The organism is Acinetobacter sp. YH12233 (genome assembly GCF_013417725.1).
Taxonomy (GTDB): Bacteria; Pseudomonadota; Gammaproteobacteria; order Pseudomonadales; family Moraxellaceae; genus Acinetobacter.
Genome location: NZ_VPDK01000026.1, coordinates 24,005 through 42,602 on the forward strand (window position 1 = coordinate 24,005; position 18,598 = coordinate 42,602).

General features: G+C 41.7%; 12 protein-coding genes and 1 tRNA gene. 9 read left to right on the forward strand and 4 right to left on the reverse strand.

Going from position 1 to position 18,598, the window contains the following annotated elements:
• Positions 1-22: 22 nt before the first annotated feature.
• The 3 genes from FTV12_RS11615 to epmB are packed head-to-tail and all read right to left on the reverse strand — an operon-like array spanning position 23 to position 4,947.
• Positions 23-2,188: an EAL domain-containing protein gene (locus tag FTV12_RS11615; protein WP_004782613.1), complete on the reverse strand. Its 2,166-nt coding sequence runs from the start codon at positions 2,186-2,188 to the stop codon at positions 23-25.
• Positions 2,170-3,915, reverse strand: coding sequence for a GTPase (locus FTV12_RS11620; RefSeq protein WP_179992265.1), 1,746 nt, complete (start codon positions 3,913-3,915; stop codon positions 2,170-2,172). Before FTV12_RS11620 ends, FTV12_RS11615 begins: the two co-directional genes overlap by 19 nt.
• A gap of 9 nt (positions 3,916-3,924) precedes the next feature.
• Positions 3,925-4,947: an EF-P beta-lysylation protein EpmB gene (epmB, locus tag FTV12_RS11625; protein WP_180034091.1), complete on the reverse strand. Its 1,023-nt coding sequence runs from the start codon at positions 4,945-4,947 to the stop codon at positions 3,925-3,927.
• A 378-nt stretch (positions 4,948-5,325) separates the two neighbouring features.
• Between epmB and efp the strand changes: the two genes are divergently transcribed.
• The 7 genes from efp to FTV12_RS11660 all read left to right on the forward strand — a co-directional run bounded on the left by efp (position 5,326) and on the right by FTV12_RS11660 (position 12,870).
• Positions 5,326-5,895, forward strand: a complete 570-nt coding sequence (gene efp / locus FTV12_RS11630; RefSeq protein WP_004782608.1) for an elongation factor P — start codon at positions 5,326-5,328, stop codon at positions 5,893-5,895.
• 170 nt (positions 5,896-6,065) lie between these two features.
• Complete coding sequence (locus tag FTV12_RS11635) at positions 6,066-8,165, forward strand: carbon starvation CstA family protein (RefSeq protein ID WP_034702078.1); 2,100 nt, start codon at positions 6,066-6,068, stop codon at positions 8,163-8,165.
• 10 nt (positions 8,166-8,175) lie between these two features.
• Entirely contained in the window at positions 8,176-8,478 is a 303-nt protein-coding gene (locus FTV12_RS11640) for a YbdD/YjiX family protein (RefSeq protein ID WP_004782606.1), read from the forward strand.
• Between the two features lie 390 nt (positions 8,479-8,868).
• A complete protein-coding gene (locus FTV12_RS11645) occupies positions 8,869-9,819 on the forward strand; it encodes a MoxR family ATPase (protein WP_125278423.1) in 951 nt (316 codons plus the stop codon).
• 12 nt (positions 9,820-9,831) lie between these two features.
• Positions 9,832-10,737 (forward strand): DUF58 domain-containing protein, encoded by a 906-nt coding sequence (locus FTV12_RS11650; protein WP_180034092.1) that lies wholly within the window; start codon positions 9,832-9,834, stop codon positions 10,735-10,737.
• Between the two features lie 11 nt (positions 10,738-10,748).
• Positions 10,749-12,746 (forward strand): DUF3488 and transglutaminase-like domain-containing protein, encoded by a 1,998-nt coding sequence (locus FTV12_RS11655; RefSeq protein WP_180034093.1) that lies wholly within the window; start codon positions 10,749-10,751, stop codon positions 12,744-12,746.
• A gap of 47 nt (positions 12,747-12,793) precedes the next feature.
• Positions 12,794-12,870, forward strand: a tRNA-Val gene (locus tag FTV12_RS11660).
• 749 nt (positions 12,871-13,619) lie between these two features.
• On the opposite strand, the gene FTV12_RS11665 is transcribed toward FTV12_RS11660, so the two are convergent.
• Positions 13,620-14,150, reverse strand: coding sequence for a hypothetical protein (locus FTV12_RS11665; protein ID WP_180034094.1), 531 nt, complete (start codon positions 14,148-14,150; stop codon positions 13,620-13,622).
• Positions 14,151-14,924: 774 nt separating this feature from the next.
• Here FTV12_RS11665 and FTV12_RS11670 point away from each other — a divergent pair.
• Positions 14,925-17,162 (forward strand): NADP-dependent isocitrate dehydrogenase, encoded by a 2,238-nt coding sequence (locus tag FTV12_RS11670; RefSeq protein WP_034170011.1) that lies wholly within the window; start codon positions 14,925-14,927, stop codon positions 17,160-17,162.
• A gap of 247 nt (positions 17,163-17,409) precedes the next feature.
• Complete coding sequence (locus tag FTV12_RS11675) at positions 17,410-18,453, forward strand: metallophosphoesterase (RefSeq protein ID WP_180034095.1); 1,044 nt, start codon at positions 17,410-17,412, stop codon at positions 18,451-18,453.
• Positions 18,454-18,598: the final 145 nt, after the last annotated feature.

Sequence of the window (18,598 nt, forward strand, 5' to 3'; positions counted from 1 at the left end):
ATTGAAAGGCGAGTACAAGACCTTAGTGGTCTTGTACATCAATCAGATGATCCAGTTTTTTCTGGAAATAATCACCCTGAATAAAGCGGGCATCGACGTTCCAGGCATTCGCAAATAAGGTCATGTCATTCAGTTCACGAATCATGATATTCACTGGTTTGATTTCATTGTACGTGGTGATTTTTTCCTGTAACTGTTCAATTTCAGCATCATTGTTCAGCATCTTGGTCAGTTTGCTATCCAGGCTCAGACCATTGATATCGAACTCACGTAGCAAGGTTTCACTATACATTGAGTGACCAAAGTTACGAATCGCAATCCGCGCGCCATGTTCACGTAAAGTACGTAGATATTTCTGCGCATCCTGCTGGTTCATCAGGATATCCTCTTCAGAGAACTGTAAAGTTAAAGGATGCTCGACTTTACTGCGAATAATGGTAATTAGTTTGGAAATAAATTCAGGGAAAGTACGGTCTTTAAATAGCACCGCACGGTTCAGGTTCACGATTAAACGGGCATCCGGATACTGGGTAATAAAGTTGTGCAACTGCTTGCTTGATTCAACCAGAATCCAACGATCCAGTTTAATAGACAATTCATCATCTTCATTAAGTTCCATCAAGGAAGAAATATCCTGCCATTTATTTTCAAAGATAAAGCCACTAGTCACCTCATACATATAGAGGTTGGTATCTTCTTTATCATAGAGCTGTTGATATTTCAGATGAATTTCACCACGTTCCAGACATTCACGCAGTGCTTTTAATACTGGAGAGGTTGTGAGTGGTACAGTGCTGACTGCCGGACTGACCGGTATGGACTCAGACGCTGGAATAACGGGTTCTGAAACCGTGAAGTCAATGCTCGGCATTGAAATCGATTCCTGAGTCGTTGCAGGAATATCCAGAACAAATTCAGACGTTTTTTGTGCTTGTGGTAAAGGAGTAGAGAAGGCCCGACCGACTAATTCATTACAATGGCTTTCATCACGCAACTCACCGTCAAGCAGGGTATAACCGATGCGTAGATTGAGCGGATAAGTTTGCTGATTCACTGTAATAAGCTGTGGTTTGGTCAATGAACCTAACCCAACAAGTTTGGATTCCAGAATGTCTTGCGCATCTGCCTGAATGATCCCCACCAGAACATCATGTTCCAGTTTAAAGAGTGGAATACGAACCTGCTCTTTTAGAAATTTCTTAACTTCATGGAAATAACCTATGTAGGTCGCCCAATCACCATTCAGGACTTGCGGCTCATACGCAGCAAAGGAGAACGTGATCAATGCATTGGCTTTGGCCGGTTCACGATTGAGTTCACGCTTAAGTGACTGTAAGGTATTTGGCTTGTTTGCAACTTTTTCAGAAGAGGCACTCGCCTGATTAGTCGCTGTATCAATCGTGATTTGAAGTGCATCTTCTTCAGCGCTAGATGCCAGAAATTCCAGTTTTAGCGGGTTGGCAGCAGCCACATTTGGATTCGAAGAAGTAATATCAAAACGGCCTAAATCAAACTGACCCTGAGAAATCTTTTTAAAGCGGGATTTAAAATCATTTAAATCTTGCGGCTGTAATAGGTCTAAAAGTGGCAGACCGATAATATCGTCCTCGCTTTTGAGTCCAAACAGTTTGAGATAATCGGCATTGGCCTGAATATGAATGCCTTCCTGAATGGTTGCGACTGCACGGTTACTGTCTTCTACCAGTGATTGTGCCTGGCTTTGTGCAGTTTCCAGTTCTTCCATTAAATGGCGCTGGGCTTGCATGGTACGGCTAAAGGAAAGGGCACGTACCAGATTCAGGAAGAAGCGGTCTGGATAATCCAGATTCAGAATGTCAAAAATGCCTTTACGGATATACTGGGCATATTGTTCAGCCTGATAATCTTCTGGTTTTAACAAAAGAATAGGAAGATCAGGTTGCTGCGAAAGTTGAACCAGACTTAAGGCCTGTTCATATTTCAGATCATACGCACGACCAAAAATAATCAGGTCCCAGTTAAAGTTTAACTGTTTTTCAAAAGATTGCAGATCATCAAGCAGAACGGCGTCGACCTGATATTCATTACTGGTTAAGAGATCACGGATTTGGTTATATCTAATTTGATTATCATCAATGATCAGTAAACGTGTTTCAGTACGTTTTAACTTTTTAGACAATAATGGATTTCTCACTTCAATGCTTCCCATAAATCGTGATTTCTAGTTTCATTCAATTGCTTATGTATAAAGTTTTCGATGACATCTTCTTCTTGATCATTTAATAATTCATAGTCGAAACGGATAAAACTTTGTGTAATGAGCTGTGCCTTGGTCAGGTAGATTCTGAGTTCTTTTTGGCCAAGACGTAAATGAATGGTCTGTTTTTCCCTAAACATTTGTGAGCCAGAGACAATAATACTGGTTGAGACCTGATCGAGCTGGGTCATCTGTACCAGAATAGCTGGCTGATAATTGATACTGTGTTTGTCGGTACGGGCATAAACTGCGCAAGGGAACAGTTCCTGTGCCAGAATTTCCAGACCAATTTCCAGACTTTTATCTGCTGACTGTTTGATCCAGCGAATGACACCGCCACGCCACTGGCTTTGAGATTTTTCCTGAACCAGAATAAATTCGCCAGTTTTCAGATTGGCAGGCGTGATACCTGACCATTTAATCCGGTAACCATTGACACTGATATCGAGAACCTCAGCGGTATGAATCTGTTTGGCTTCGCGATCGAGCGCCTTGATACTGCTGAATCCGCTTGGAACGGCATTATGCATTGAGCTGACAAAACTGCTTTCACTCTGGAAACCATAATTGCCTTCCAGTTCCAGCGTTTCATTAAAGTTTTTACCCTTAGACAGATAAAAATGCGCCACCGTTAAGCCAAAGCAGATATTGATCTGTGCGGAATATTCATAACGTTCATGACGGCGTTCGACATTATTCGAAAGCAGGTTATAGATATGAAAATGCAGGGCAGGTGTCAGGAACAGCTTTTCATTACGTGACAGATACTGGGCATTTTTGCTTTGCGTGCCGGTCAGGTGTTCCATCAGGTTTTGTGTCGAAATATAGAAACTTGGCTGGAAATGCTGACCCTGATGAGAATTCAGTAAAGGCGGATGATCTTTGCTGGCATCAACCACATAACGTGACAGTGTGGTTTCTTTTGGCAGAATCTGAACCAGTTTCGCCCAGTCCGCACTGCATAAATATAATCCCTGAATCTCAGCTGGGCGGATCTGATGGGTATTGAAAATATCCAGCAAAATCAGTCGTGCATAGGCTTGGGTAATATTCTGGATTTCGTGCTGGGTGCCAAGAACCTGATTGATGTTGGTCTGATAGAAATTATTTTCCATCGCACATTCAAGCAACTGATGTGCTGCCAACCACTGACCGGCGCCAGGTGTGCTATACAGCATATGCTGTTGATAGAGCAGCAGGCTTAACTGTTGCAGGCCATAGTAAATAGACACCATCCGGGCACTTTGTAGGCTTTTCTTTTTGCCCAGGGAAAATAGTGAAAACTTTTGATGATTCAGCTGATGATTACAGCGTTTGGCAATATCTATATAGATTTTGGCAAAATAGCTGCGTAACAGCATAGCCAGCTCAATAATCTGGTCATTGCGATCTGTCGTGATCAGACCCTGATTGACGAAATGTTTCTCAAGACTGGCCAAAACATTTTCAAGGGTAGGGTGCAATACCTGAATCAGGTCAAAACGCAAGGTTTCCGCACATTTCAGTTCGGAAATTTCCAGTAAAGCACTGAACAGAGACTTGGATGAATTCCCCAATTGCAGGATTGAAATTCCTGCGACCCATTCCTGCAATGCTTTGGCATTTGTGGGACAAAAACTTAGCTGTTCTATGGTGAGTTCAGCCGTTGTCTGAAAAATGTCTGCAGTATGCTTACTCATCTTTATTATTTAACTCAAAAATGTTGAAACCCCAAAAAGCGGTGTCTTATTCTTCTCGCCCGCTATTTCTCGAACTAGTTTAGGAACCAGATACCCCGGTAGGTTCGCTAAAACTTCTGTATAAATCTCATTGATGTGCTCAGCAGGTAAATCAAAATGATGCGCACCTTTTACTTTATCAAGTACATGTAAATAATAGGGCATCACGCCAGCATCAAACAAGCGATAGCTTAAATCAATCAAAACTTGAGCAGAATCATTAACCCCTTTTAATAAAACTGCCTGATTGAGTACCGTGATCTGATGCTGAACCAGCTGATTAAGCTGCTTACAGGTCAGGTCATCCAGCTCTGATGCATGGTTCGAGTGTACCACTAGAATAATACGTAGCCTACTGTTTTTTAACATGCTTAGTAGCTCTTCGTCGATCCGGTTTGGGATCACAATAGGAACTCGTGAATGTATTCTTAAAAATTTGAGATGTGGTACCGATTCTAGTCGTTCAATCCAGGTTTTTAATTTTCGGTTAGATAAGGTCAGTGGATCGCCGCCGCTTAGAATTACTTCATTAATATCTGGCTGGCTTTCCAGATATTGTTTGATATTGATCCAGTCCTCATTTTTAGGCAGGTTTTCCTGATAGGGGAAATGGCGTCGGAAACAGTAACGACAGTGGACTGCACAGGCACCGGTCAAGGTCAGTAGAAAACGTGACTTGTATTTATGTAGAACACCAGGCTGCTGATTGGCCTGTTCTTCACCTAGGGGATCGGTGACAAATCCCGGATGGTCTTCCAGTTCCAGATGATGCGGTAACACTTGTAATAAAAGTGGATCTAAAGGATTGCCTGGCTGCATTCTGGAAACAAAAGCTCGTGGCACACGTAATTTAAAGGCTTGAGAGGCCATCAGAGCACCAGATAACAGCTGATCTGGAGAAAGCTGTAGAATTTGCAGTAATTCCTGTGGATCGGTGATCAGGTCGCTCAGTTGCGATTGCCAATTTGCTTCTTGATATAAATACTGTGTCATGCCGGAAGATCAAAAAAAGATGAAGGCGATAGCCAGAAGTGCGCAGTTTAGCAGTTTGTCTACAGATGGGAATGTGAAAGCTGGCTAAAATTTCTCTAAACACGATCAGTTTGCTATGGTATGCAAAAGCATAGAGACTTTTATGTGCTTAGAAGACTGGTTGTGCACCAGTATTGGAATAGCTGATGTTAAGTTAAGCAGTGTCAGCAAGTTAAAACCGATTTTTTCGTTGCGACTTGGTGTATTGCTCATTTAGAATACGCAACATTAAATGAATGTGCATGTGGCAACTCATGTTCGTGTCAGACTTGCTAAATGACATTGCAACAGCCCATAGCATCAATAGCTTAAAGTTAGTAAGTTTGGAGTGAGCCAATCATGGCCTATTATTCTACGAACGATTTCAAGTCTGGCCTGAAGGTTATGCTTGATGGTAACCCATGTTCAATCATGGAAAACGAATACGTTAAACCAGGTAAAGGCCAGGCGTTCAACCGCGTTAAATTACGTAACCTTCGCAGTGGTAAAGTTTTGGAAAAAACTTTTAAATCTGGTGATTCTCTAGAAGCTGCAGACATCGTAGAAGTAGAAATGGAATATTTGTACAACGATGGCGAAATGTGGAACTTCATGGATCCTGTAACCTTTGAACAGATCGCTGCTGATAAAACAGCAATGGGCGATGCTGCAAAATGGTTAAAAGACGATTCAAATGAAAAATGTACTATCATGTTGTGGAATGGCGTACCTTTAACAGTAAGCCCACCAAACTTTGTAGTATTAAAAATTGTTGAAACTGATCCAGGTGTTCGTGGCGATACTTCTGGCGGTGGCGGTAAACCAGCGAAACTTGAAACAGGTGCAGTAGTACGTGTTCCATTATTCGTTCAGCAAGAAGAAAGCGTTCGTGTAGACACTCGTACTGGTGACTATTTAGAACGTGCATAATGGTCGGAAAATAGACTATTATCAAAGGGGATGACTAAAATCATCCCTTTTTTTATGCCAAAGTCTTAGAGGAATTCGAAAGGAACAAGCGTAAAGTCGCAAGGGAAAACAGCAGTACCTCGAATAAAAAAATCACGCTGATTTATATGCTTCACAAAATGAGGGATTGAATGGAAACTTTACAACAGAAGTCAACCATGACTTCGAAAATCATCTGGCTCCTGGTAGCCATAGTCGGGGCAGTCTCCTTCGGGATACTTGCACTCAGTCGTGGTGAGCATGTGAATGCAGTCTGGCTGGTACTGGCCGCAGCCTGTGTGTACAGCATCGCTTACCGTTTCTACAGTTTATTTATTGCCAATAAAGTTTTTGAACTGAACGCACGCCGTTTAACACCCGCACATCGTCTGGGTGATGGTCTGGATTATGTGCCGACCAATAAAAGCGTGTTATTCGGTCACCATTTTGCCGCGATTGCCGGTGCGGGTCCTTTAGTCGGTCCTATCCTTGCAGCGCAGATGGGTTATCTGCCAGGCACGATCTGGCTACTGGTCGGTGTGGTACTGGCAGGTGCGGTACAGGACTTCCTGGTACTGTTTATTTCTACCCGTCGTGACGGCCGTTCACTGGGTGAAATGGCAAAACAGGAACTGGGTACCTTTGCTGGTATTATCGTGATGCTTGGTGCGCTGGGTGTGATGATCATCATCCTAGCAGTATTGGCGCTAGTGGTTGTCAAAGCACTGACCAATAGTCCATGGGGCGTATTCAGTATTGCAGCTACGATTCCGATCGCCATCTTCATGGGTATCTACATGCGATTTATCCGTCCGGGTAAAATTGCAGAAGTTTCGATCATTGGTTTCGTATTGATGATGCTTGGCATTATCTATGGTGAAAACGTTGCACAGCATCCATACTGGGGGCAGCTATTTACCTTAACGGGTACTGAGCTGACTTGGGCACTAATCATTTATGGTTTTATTGCATCGGTATTGCCCGTCTGGTTATTACTTGCACCACGTGACTATTTATCGACCTTCCTGAAAATTGGTGTGATTGCCGGTCTGGCGATTGGTATTCTGTTCGCGATGCCGGAAATGAAATTGCCAGCGATTACCAAATTTGTTGATGGTACAGGCCCAGTATTCGCTGGTTCAATGTTCCCATTCCTGTTTATTACCATTGCCTGCGGTGCGATTTCCGGTTTCCACGCACTGGTTTCTTCAGGTACGACACCGAAACTGGTCAACAACGAACGCGATATCCGGATAATCGGTTATGGCGGTATGTTGATGGAATCATTTGTTGCGATCATGGCTTTGATCTGTGCCGCGATTCTTGATCCAGGTGTGTACTTCGCGATTAACTCACCAGCAGCACTACTAGGTACAACCGTAGATACTGCAGCTGAAGCAGTACGTAATCTTGGTTTTGTGGTAACGCCTGAAGCGCTGACTCTCTTGGCTCAGGAAGTAGGTGAGAACTCGATTCTGTCACGTACGGGTGGTGCACCAACTTTCGCGATTGGTATGGCGCATATCATTACCGAAATCTTTAACAGCCGTGAAATGATGGCCTTCTGGTATCACTTTGCAATTCTGTTTGAAGCTTTATTCATTTTGACAGCGGTAGATGCGGGTACTCGTGCATGTCGCTTCATGGTTCAGGATACAGTTGGTATCGTGATTCCTGCGGTAAAACAATCTCATAACTTCTTCGGTAATATGCTGGGTACAGCCGTTGCTGTGGCTGGCTGGGGTTTCTTCGTTTATCAGGGCGTTGTTGATCCATTAGGCGGTATTAATAGCTTGTGGCCACTGTTCGGTATTGGTAACCAGATTCTGGCTGCAATGGCATTGATTCTGGGTACAGTCATCCTGTTCAAGATGAAGAAAGAGAAATATGTGTGGGTAACCATTGTTCCAACCGTATTCCTGTTTATTACTTCAATGACAGCCGGTTGGCAAAAGATTTTCCATGAAAATCCAAAGATCGGTTTCTTGGCACAGGCAGAGCGTTTTAATACGGCAATTGCGAATAATGAAATTCTGGCACCAGCGAAAACCCTGGCTGAAATGCAGACTGTCGCAATGTCGAACCAGATCAACGCAGCACTTTGTGGCTTCTTCATGATCGTAGCGTTTGTAATGCTATTTGCTGCGATTGGCGTGATCCGTCGTGCCCTGGCGAGCCCGGTACCAACCGTAAATGAAGCAGAAGCAGTATATCGCGATCCTGAAGAAATTCAGCCTGCAAAAGGACATTAAGGAGCAGCGCATGAACTTGAAGTTTGCTAAAGGTGGAAAAGCGGTTATCTATAAAATCATCAAGATGACCGTGATGTCACAAAAAGACTTAATCCTGAACCCGAAAAACTGGTCACGGATTGCGACGTTGTGGCAGCGTTTACAGCAGAGTTTCCGCCTGATGGTGGGTGTGCCGGATTATCAGACCTATCTGGCGCATATGAAAAAGCACCATCCTGATCTGGAAGCGATGGACCCTAAAACATTTTATCGTCACTGTGTAGATTCGCGTTATCCCTCTGCCGGTGGAGATATGAAGAAGTGTCCATGCTAATGGATGAATAAAATGAGCGCCTTTCGGGGCGCTTTTTTATGGGCAAATTTTAGGATTCAAACAAGATAAAACAAAATTATGATCTATTTTGACATTGGGAATTTAAATTTTTAAAAGTCTTTACCTTTTAGGTATAAGTTCAGATCTCAAAGGTTTTTAATAACCTGTTTTCTCTAATAAATATGCCAATCAAAATGTAATTTTTCTAAACTTTAATCTTAAAGCTTCAATTGGCTCTTATAGGAAATTTAATCATATAAAATTTCTAAAATTCCTAATTTATTCTACAGAAATAAAGTCGGCAGATGACTGATCTTTGGGGAATTTTAAAAAACAGTGTATGTTAATCCTACAGCATGTTTTATTAGGGAAAATATTGTGATCTGGGGCATGAAACAAAAAGAAAAGCTGGATATTGCGCACAACAATGATGAGCTTGAACAGAAGCTGGCTGATTATGCCCCCAAGATTCAAAAATTTTTCCAAGAAATTAATGCCATTGTTCTGGATAAACATGCACAGACCAGATTAGCCCTATGCTGTCTGATTGCAGGCGGGCATGTCTTGTTTGAAGATTTACCCGGTTTGGGCAAGACAACATTGGCAAGCAGCCTAGCCCATCTCGCAGGACTGAAATTTCAGCGAATTCAGTTTACCAATGACATGCTGGCCAGTGATGTGATCGGTATCAATATGTTTAACCAGAAAGAACATCAATTCGAGTTTAAGCAGGGGCCTATTTTTACCCAGATTTTGCTGGCAGATGAAATTAACCGTTCCAGTCCCAAAACTCAGAGTGCCTTGCTGGAGGCGATGGAAGAAGGCTATGCCACTGTCGATGGGATACGTTATGCTTTGCCTAAGCCATTCTGGGTAATCGCGACCCAGAACCCCTTATTTCAAAGTGGCACTTATGCCTTGCCTGAATCTCAGCTAGACCGCTTTTTAATGCGTCTGTCTTTAGGTTATCCATCCCGTCATGCTGAAAAACTGTTATTACAGCAAGAATCCCGTTTTGCCTTGATCGCTAGCTTGGCACATGTATTTACTGAAAATGAAGTGCTGGAATTACAGCAGTTGACCCAGCAGATTTTTATCAGTGAAGCGGTTCAGGAATATATGCTAGATCTTGCGGAAGAAACCCGTAAGAAACGCCAAGGCTTATCAACACGAGGTTTGCTGGCGCTTAAACGTGCAGCACAGGCGAATGCCATTATTCAGCAACGTAGCTTCGTAACTCCGGACGATGTACAAGCCGTTTTTGTGGCAGTCGCCGCCCATCGTCTGGGGCTGAGCGATGCAGAAACATTAAATGTGATGCAACAGGTCGCAGTCAGTTAAAGGAGTCCGCTCTTGGATAAAACCTGGCAAAACTGGCTGGCGAAACGCTTTCAATTTTCACAGCAAAAACGACTTTCTCAAAAGGATGTACTGGTCTTTATTTATCAGCAGGGCTATCTGTATCTGGTTCTGATTTTTATCACCTTTATCGCTGGCGTGAACTATGCCAATAACCTGATTTTAGGTTTCTGCTTTCTGATTAGTGCAGTGCTATGTGTCAGCTTCTATCTGACCTTTAAACAGTTGCATGATCTGGATATTGAAATGATTGCTGAAGACGTCGGGCAGGTGGGTCATGCACTTAATCTGCATTTTTATTTTCAGCAAGCGACAGCCCAGCCACGTTATCTGTATATCAAGGCCGGCAATCAGCTGGAGAAAGTTTATCTGAGTGAACAAAAGCAGCATTGGATGCTACCATTTTATGCGGAACGTCGCGGTAAATTTGAGTATCCGGTGATTCAGATCTATTCGGTTTATCCCTTTGGCCTGGTTCGAGCCTGGACCTATCTTTATCATCATCAGTTTGCTTGGGTGGCACCTAAAGCTCAAAACAATACTTCGGAAAACAAGATTTATCAGAATAGCTTTGAACCGGATATGGATGAGTTCCGTGAATTACGAAATTATCAATCTGGAGACTCATTGCAGGCGGTTTCCTGGAAGCAGTTTGCACGTGGGCAAGGCTTATATGTCAAAGTCTTTGAACAGTATCAGGATGAACATAGCATTGAGATTCATTATGAACATATGCCTAGCCAGTCGCATGAGGAGAAACTGGGCTTGATGATGGGGCTAATTGAGCAATGTGAGCAGCAGCAATGTGCATATGCACTGCATTTACCTCAGGCAGAATTGCCGCAGGGAGCCGGTGAAGAACAACTGCGTAAGGCTAAACAATTATTGGCTCAGGCATAACGGGTGAATCTATGATTGATGGAAAAATCCGAGTTTCGATTGTTCTAACCCTGGGCTTGATCATCCTGGCCCAAGTAGCTTTCATCCCGATGCTGCTCAGCATTATCTTTGGCATTAGCTTACTGTGTATCTGGATTTTTCTTAAACGACAAAAGCCATTTCCTAAAATAGGTACTTTTCTACTCACGGCTTTGGCATTAGGCAGTATTTATCTCAGCCACCAAAGTTTTATTGGCGTGGAGGCAGGTGTTGCAGTTCTTTCTACTTTTTTATTTGCCAAATCATTAGAAACGAAAAACCGGCGGGATCTGATTATCCTGTTTAATTTTGCGCTTTTTGTTGCGGCCAGTTCATTTCTGTATAGCCAGTCTTTTGGTATGGCTGTTGTGATTATTATATGCTTATTGAGCTGTCTAATCGGTTTATACCGGATTCAGACCAGTGAGTTTCAGCAGAGTCAGCAATCACCACGTATAGCCTTACAGCAAGATGCCAAATATGTCGGCAGATTTGTGCTTTATGCTCTGCCGTTTTTTATTTTGTTATTCATTTTCTTTCCGCGTTTGCCACCGCTTTGGCATATCCCAATTCCAGAAAATAAAGGTATAACCGGAATCGGGGACAGTATGTCACCGGGCGATATTGCTGAATTATCTCAATCTAATGCTCTAGCTTTCAGGATTATTGGTGATGTGAGTAAACTGCCGCCACGTTCAGAGTTGTATTGGCGGGCATTGGTGCTAGATGAATATGATGGACAGCGCTGGACCAGTAGCTTTATTAATCAACAGCCTTTAATCCGTCAGCCTGGAGAAGTTGTTCCAGTATCCACATCAGGGTGGAATTACCAATATCTGGCTGCTGATCCTTCTGTGTTCTGGGTGATGGGCCTGGAAAAATCGATGCCTTTGGAACGCCGTTATTATAATCGTCAGGACTGGAGTATCGTACCAAGGCGTTTAACCCAACGAGTAGAACCGATTCATCTGCAATGGCTAGGTAGTCAAAATACTGAAAGTATTTTACCGGAGCAATTTGTTCAGCGACTGAATACCCAGACTCAAGCCCATTTGGATACTCAGGCACAACAGTTGGCACAGCGTTTATATCTACAAAGTGAGGAGGATCCACGACGTTATATCCGAACAGTCTTAAACTGGTATCAGCAAAATCATTTTGTATATACCCTGAAACCGGGCGTACTCGGTAAAAACCGGATTGATGAATTTCTGTTTAAATTTCGGCAGGGTTTTTGTGAACACTATGCTTCCAGTTTCGTGATGCTGATGCGATATGTTGGAATTCCGGCACGTGTGGTCACAGGTTATCAAGGCGGACAATTGGCGCCCGATGGGAAAAGTTGGGAAGTTCGTCAGTTGGATGCTCATGCCTGGACAGAAGTCTGGATTGACCAAAGATGGCAGCGTTTTGATCCTACCGCAATGGTAGCCCCGCAACGTATTGATGATGGGATGCAAAATTTAATCTCGCAAGATGAGCGAGTATGGGCAAGTAATTCTGGCTGGACATCACACCGTAATATATGGCTGACCAAACTAAGAGTCTGGAGTGATTATGCAAGTTACCAATGGCAAAGTAAGGTCGTAGGCTATAATGCCGAATCACAGCAGGGCTGGTTAGCGAAACTGGGCCTAAGTTCAGTCTATTCCAGCGTAATTATTTTAATATCTGGTATTGGCATACTCGTACTGCTTTATATTTTAAAAATCTATTTTAAAAATCGGCAGTTACAGTCACCTTTTGAACATTCTATTCAGCAGTTTAATCAGTCTTTGAAAAAAAAATTAAAAAGACAACCCGCAGAGACTTTTCATCAGTGGATGTTACGGCTATCTCAGCAAGTTCAGGATAAAGATCAGTCTGTATTCTTTGAAGCAATTAGACTATTTGAAAAATCAATTTATTCAGGCAGGGAATTCTCAGACCAAGATCTGAAACAATTCAAAGATTTGCTTAAAACTTGTACGTATATATTGAAAATTAAATGAAAAGACTTGTTTTGAGATCGAAAAATTTATAATATGCCAAGCATTCTAGGTGTATAGCTCAGTTGGTTAGAGCGCTACGTTGACATCGTAGAGGTCTCCAGTTCGAGTCTGGATATACCTACCAGGATTCAAAAACTAATGTTATAAGGGTTTTAAGCGAAAACAGTAGCTTAAAACCCTTTTTTTATACCTACAATAAAAAATCTTTATCCGCGTTATCCTTAAAATCGCTGCTTTTTACCGATTATACCGCTTAATTTACGTCAAGGTTACGACAAGAATGTTGGAAAGTACGTCATGAAATTAACTGAGCCAAGAATAAGAAAGTACATTGAATCTTTTGATAATAAAATAATGCTATGAATAAGGTCAGATCATTCTGTTATATGGACATTTCGGTTTGCACTTAAAACTGCAATGTGATGGGGGAAATGGGTATAAAGATAAAAAATATTTACGATAGAAATGTTCATCTGCCAAAGACTAAAAATGGTGATGCACTTAATATGCCGTTAACTATAAAGGCTATAGAGCTTCTGGATTTGATTCAATATGACGGACTTAATATTAATCCCTCAAAAAGAGAATTCATTTAAGTTGATATGGAAACGTAGAAAGCAAAAGGCAGGGCTTCCAGATATTCATTTTTATGACACGCGACATAAAGCACTCAACCCTTTGTGAATAAATAGAAATTATCGATTGATGTGCTGGCCCTGATCACTGGGCGTATATCAAAGTGCTGGCAAATACTTACTACACCCGGGATCGAAGATATTGCTGACATGTTAGAGGCTGCATACGAAAAGCCTTATTCAGTTAATGGGGTAGGGTGAGTAGTGAGGCTGAGGATTTTTGTGTGATATGAGATTGTTAATCTTCAGTTATCGTAAAGTGATGTCTCATTAAGTCAGTATTATTTGCATCATTTATTATAGAAATTAATACATCATATATAGCAGTTAGCTCATCTAGACTATGGAAAGCGCTCTTTCTGTTTATACGCTTACACATATCAAAAATATCTTCTTGGACTTCTTCAGCATGGTTAATTTTTTCTTTAGTGAGTGTAATTAACTTTCGAATATCACCTTCTATTACTTCGCTATTCTGATCGAGTGATTTGATAGACCCTTCCGACAATTTCAATATTTTTTTAAAATTATTTATTTTTAATGCGTTTTTATCTAAAGCTATGAGTGACATATTAAGGGATTGTATCTTTAATTCAAATTTTCTTTGTTCATCTGCACGATCTTCATGTTTTTTTGCAATTTTTATCTGTTCAATTATTTGTCTATAACCAAAAATTGCAAGACTTAGCGCTAATATGCCTATCAGAATCTGAATCTGTCCTGAATTGCTCTCAGCCCATGTCGAAAAACTAACTAAATAATTCAGCATAAAATAAGTCCTTATTGTAAATTAATCAGCATTCTACCCAAATTTAATTAGAAGATTCTTATTAATTAAACCAACATACTGGCATTATCTAAAGCCTATTAAACCAATAGAACCATTTTTTTTATTTGAATTACGGTCGATACATTTCCAGTGTTTGTAAAGGTAATTAAAAAAATGCACATAATTTAAACTGAACAAAGAGTAGAAAGGTGACTATTATTTAGGTTGTCTTAAGTCTTCAGGATCAACTTTCAATTTATCAGGTGCAGATCATAAATTTCGATAGGAAGGAGCAGATCTGTTTCAATTCGCTTTTTAACCCATACTTATGGAAATTACGGCCATTGATAATTTATTTTCATGATACCCAACATGTAGATAAAAATTGATGGCAAAAAACCGAATTAAGCACACATTAAGTTTATAGGTGAATTTGTCTGATTTTTAATTTAAGTAATTGAATTATAAAGATTAAATTATAATTTTTGGTAAAATTAAGCAAAATCTGCAAATTAACCTTCTAATGCACAAATCGCATGGTTTGGCAATGTGCCGATTCGAAAAAAGGTTCATTTTCACGTAGAATACTGCTGTCGGTGAATCACGCTGACAATTTTTACGAATTTTTCAGGCAAAGTTGAATATGTATTGATATTCCTTTGACTGAGGTGCAACCAGCACCACTACTTTCAAAGTTTATTTAAGTAACCGGTTCGCTGAAATTAGGCCAAAAGCCTGATGATCAGAAACTCAATCCAAAGCAAGGGGCTATATATGGCTGGTGGAAAGTCAACAATCATTTACACACTGACCGACGAGGCGCCATTATTGGCGACTTACTCTCTACTGCCGATCATTGAGACCTTTACTAAGCCGGCGGGCGTTGAGATTGTTAAGACAGACATCTCTGTAGCCGCACGCGTACTTGCAGAATTCGCAGACTATCTAAGCGATGAGCAGAAAGTTTCAGATAACCTGGCAGAATTAGGTCGTCTTACTCAGGACCCAGATACTAATATCATTAAACTCCCTAATATTAGTGCGTCTGTTGCTCAGTTGACGTCATGCATTAAAGAACTTCAGTCTAAGGGCTATGCACTGCCTGATTATCCGGAAAACCCGACTACTGAAGAAGAAAAAGCAATTAAAGCGCGTTATAGCAAGTGCCTAGGTTCAGCAGTGAACCCAGTACTTCGTGAAGGTAACTCTGACCGTCGTGCGCCGACAGCAGTGAAAAACTACGCGAAAAAACACCCACATTCTATGGGTGAATGGAAACCTTGGTCACAAACTCACGTTTCTCACATGCAAGAAGGCGACTTCTACCATGGCGAAAAGTCTATGACTTTAGACCGTGCACGTAATGTGAAAATGGAACTGATCACCAAGTCTGGTGAAACTATCGTTCTTAAGCCAAAAGTTGCGCTTCAAGACGGCGAAATCATCGACTCAATGTTCATGAGCAAAAAAGCCCTTTGCGACTTCTATGAAAAAGAATTAGAAGATTGTAAAGAAGCTGGCATCCTGTTCTCTTTACACGTTAAAGCGACCATGATGAAAGTATCACACCCGATCGTATTCGGTCACTGTGTGCGTATTTACTACAAAGATGCGTTTGAGAAACACGGTAAATTATTCGACGAGCTCGGCATTAACGTAAACAACGGTATGGCTGGTCTTTACGAAAAAATCGAATCTTTACCGACTTCTTTACGTGAAGAAATCATTGAAGATCTTCATGCATGTCAAGAACACCGTCCAGCACTTGCGATGGTTGATTCTGCAAAAGGTATTACCAACTTCCATTCTCCAAACGACGTGATTGTAGATGCTTCTATGCCTGCAATGATCCGTACTGGCGGTAAAATGTGGGGTGCTGACGGTAAACCTTACGACTGTAAAGCAGTTATGCCTGAATCTACATTCGCACGTATTTATCAGGAAATGATCAACTTCTGTAAATGGAATGGTAACTTCGACCCACGTACTATGGGTACAGTTCCTAACGTTGGTCTGATGGCTCAAAAAGCTGAAGAATACGGTTCTCACGACAAGACTTTCGAAATTCCAGAAGCGGGTGTTGCGAACATCACTGACCTTGAAACTGGTGAAGTGTTGATGTCTCAAAACGTGGAAGAAGGTGATATCTGGCGTATGTGCCAGGTGAAAGACGCACCGATCCGCGACTGGGTGAAACTGGCTGTAACTCGTGCACGTAACTCTGGCATGCCAGCAATCTTCTGGCTTGACCCGTACCGTCCACACGAAAACGAACTGATCAAAAAAGTTCAAACATACCTGAAAGACCACGATACAGAAGGTTTAGACATCCAAATCATGTCTCAAGTACGTGCGATGCGTTATACACTTGAACGTGTTGCTCGCGGTCTGGATACGATTTCTGTGACTGGTAACATCCTGCGTGACTACCTGACTGACCTGTTCCCAATCATGGAGCTTGGTACTTCTGCGAAAATGCTGTCTATCGTGCCTCTAATGGCAGGTGGCGGTATGTACGAAACTGGTGCTGGTGGTTCTGCGCCTAAACACGTACAACAATTGGTAGAAGAAAACCACTTACGTTGGGATTCTCTAGGTGAGTTCTTGGCATTGGCTGTTTCTCTGGAAGAAATGGGCATTAAAGAAAACAATGCACGTGCGAAACTGCTCGCGAAAACACTGGATGCTGCGACTGGTAAATTGCTTGACAATGACAAGTCTCCATCACGTCGTACTGGCGAGCTAGACAACCGTGGCAGCCACTTCTACCTGGCTAAATTCTGGGCTGAAGAACTTGTAGCGCAAGACGAAGATGCAGAATTGAAAGCGAAATTTGCACCGATCGCTCAGTCTCTTGCTGAAAATGAAGAGAAGATCGTAAGCGAATTGAATGCAGTTCAAGGCCAATCTGTAGATATCGGTGGTTACTATGCAGTTGATCCTGCAAAAGTAAATGCTGTAATGCGTCCAAGTGCTACATTGAACCAAATCATTGAATCACTAAACGCTTAATCAGGCTGTACTAGCTTTAAAGCTCGTAAAGTGAATAAAACCGGTGCTTAGGCGCCGGTTTTTTATTGTTTTTAGATATACATTTAGATAAGAAATGAAGAAATGAGATTTCAGTTAAGTTTCTGATCTATCGTTATTTGATTGAATAATCGAAATGATTAAAAAATAATTCTGAAATTGTTATATTGATTTAAAGTATAAGCGCTATATTAAAAAAAGGTTTTATTGAACTGGGTAGGGTAGAGCCATGAGTAATCAGATATTCATACAGCAGACTTTCGATGGTCCGGTGGATATTGTTGGCGATATTCATGGTGAGATCGACGCGCTACAACAATTATTAAAAGTATTGGGCTACGATCTGCAAGGTCGTCATCCTCAACAGCGTAAACTGATTTTTGTCGGGGATCTGTGTGATCGTGGACCAGACAGTATCGCTGTCATCAGACAGGTTAAAACCTTAATAGAAAATGGCAATGCGCAATGCATTCTGGGTAATCATGAAATCAACTTGTTAACCGATACGCTACGGGAAGGCAATGGCTGGTTTTTTGGTTCACCGCATCAGGATGATCTCAAAACTTTTGATTCAGTTCAGGCTTCAATTCAGGATCGTGCATGGATTCTAGAATTTCTAAACAGCCTGCCTTTGGCTCTAGATGCACGCCATTTAAGAATTGTGCATGCTTGCTGGGATACACAGGCAATTCAACAATTGAAATCTGTTCCTTTTAATTCAATCAGACAGGCTTATGATCATTTTGTCCTGAAAAATGAGCTTGAGTTACAGACTTTAGGCTTTGATGAATATATCCAGAGTGAACAGCAGCAATATCAGGGACAATTCAAGGATCCAGCAGCCAGTATTCCCTTATTAAAATATATCGCTGAAAAAGAGTTACGCGACCAGATGCAAAATCCGATTCGTACCTTAAGCTCAGGCGCAGAAAAAATTGCACAACGTCCAGTCTATGCAGGGGGGCGCTGGCGTATGATTGACCGTTTGCCATGGTGGGAGCGTTATACAGATAGGATACCTGTGGTGATTGGCCATTATTGGAGAAACTTTAAAACCACCGAAGAAAAATCCGGTCTGTTTAAGCATATTGATGCCTTGCAATGGTTTGGTCAGCAGCAGAATGTATTTTGTGTCGACTATTCAGTGGGCAGGCGTTATCGCGATCGTCAGCAACAGGCTGAGTTTGCCCATCATCTCGGGGCTTTAAGATGGCCTGAAAATCTGGTGATTTTTGAAGATGGCCAGCAGTATTTCACTCAAAAAATGACGTAAAAAAAGCAGCCACGAAGACCATTGCTGTCCCACAATTTTTCACAAGAGGAAGCTCAAATGAGCTTCCTCTTGTTTTATGGGTATTTTATCGGGTGAAAATAAAGCTTTTAAAGTTCTTCTTTCAAACAAATTCACTTGAATTATT

Excerpts from the sequence above, each read along its gene's own strand:
- FTV12_RS11655 (WP_180034093.1), top strand. The coding sequence starts at position 10,749 with ATGATTGATGGAAAAATCCGAGTTTCGATTGTTCTAACCCTGGGCTTG.
- FTV12_RS11620 (WP_179992265.1), bottom strand. The coding sequence starts at position 3,915 with ATGAGTAAGCATACTGCAGACATTTTTCAGACAACGGCTGAACTCACC.
- FTV12_RS11635 (WP_034702078.1), top strand. The coding sequence starts at position 6,066 with ATGGAAACTTTACAACAGAAGTCAACCATGACTTCGAAAATCATCTGG.
- FTV12_RS11615 (WP_004782613.1), bottom strand. The coding sequence starts at position 2,188 with ATGGGAAGCATTGAAGTGAGAAATCCATTATTGTCTAAAAAGTTAAAA.
- FTV12_RS11645 (WP_125278423.1), top strand. The coding sequence starts at position 8,869 with ATGAAACAAAAAGAAAAGCTGGATATTGCGCACAACAATGATGAGCTT.
- FTV12_RS11640 (WP_004782606.1), top strand. The coding sequence starts at position 8,176 with ATGAACTTGAAGTTTGCTAAAGGTGGAAAAGCGGTTATCTATAAAATC.
- FTV12_RS11670 (WP_034170011.1), top strand. The coding sequence starts at position 14,925 with ATGGCTGGTGGAAAGTCAACAATCATTTACACACTGACCGACGAGGCG.
- FTV12_RS11675 (WP_180034095.1), top strand. The coding sequence starts at position 17,410 with ATGAGTAATCAGATATTCATACAGCAGACTTTCGATGGTCCGGTGGAT.
- FTV12_RS11665 (WP_180034094.1), bottom strand. The coding sequence starts at position 14,150 with ATGCTGAATTATTTAGTTAGTTTTTCGACATGGGCTGAGAGCAATTCA.
- efp (WP_004782608.1), top strand. The coding sequence starts at position 5,326 with ATGGCCTATTATTCTACGAACGATTTCAAGTCTGGCCTGAAGGTTATG.
- epmB (WP_180034091.1), bottom strand. The coding sequence starts at position 4,947 with ATGACACAGTATTTATATCAAGAAGCAAATTGGCAATCGCAACTGAGC.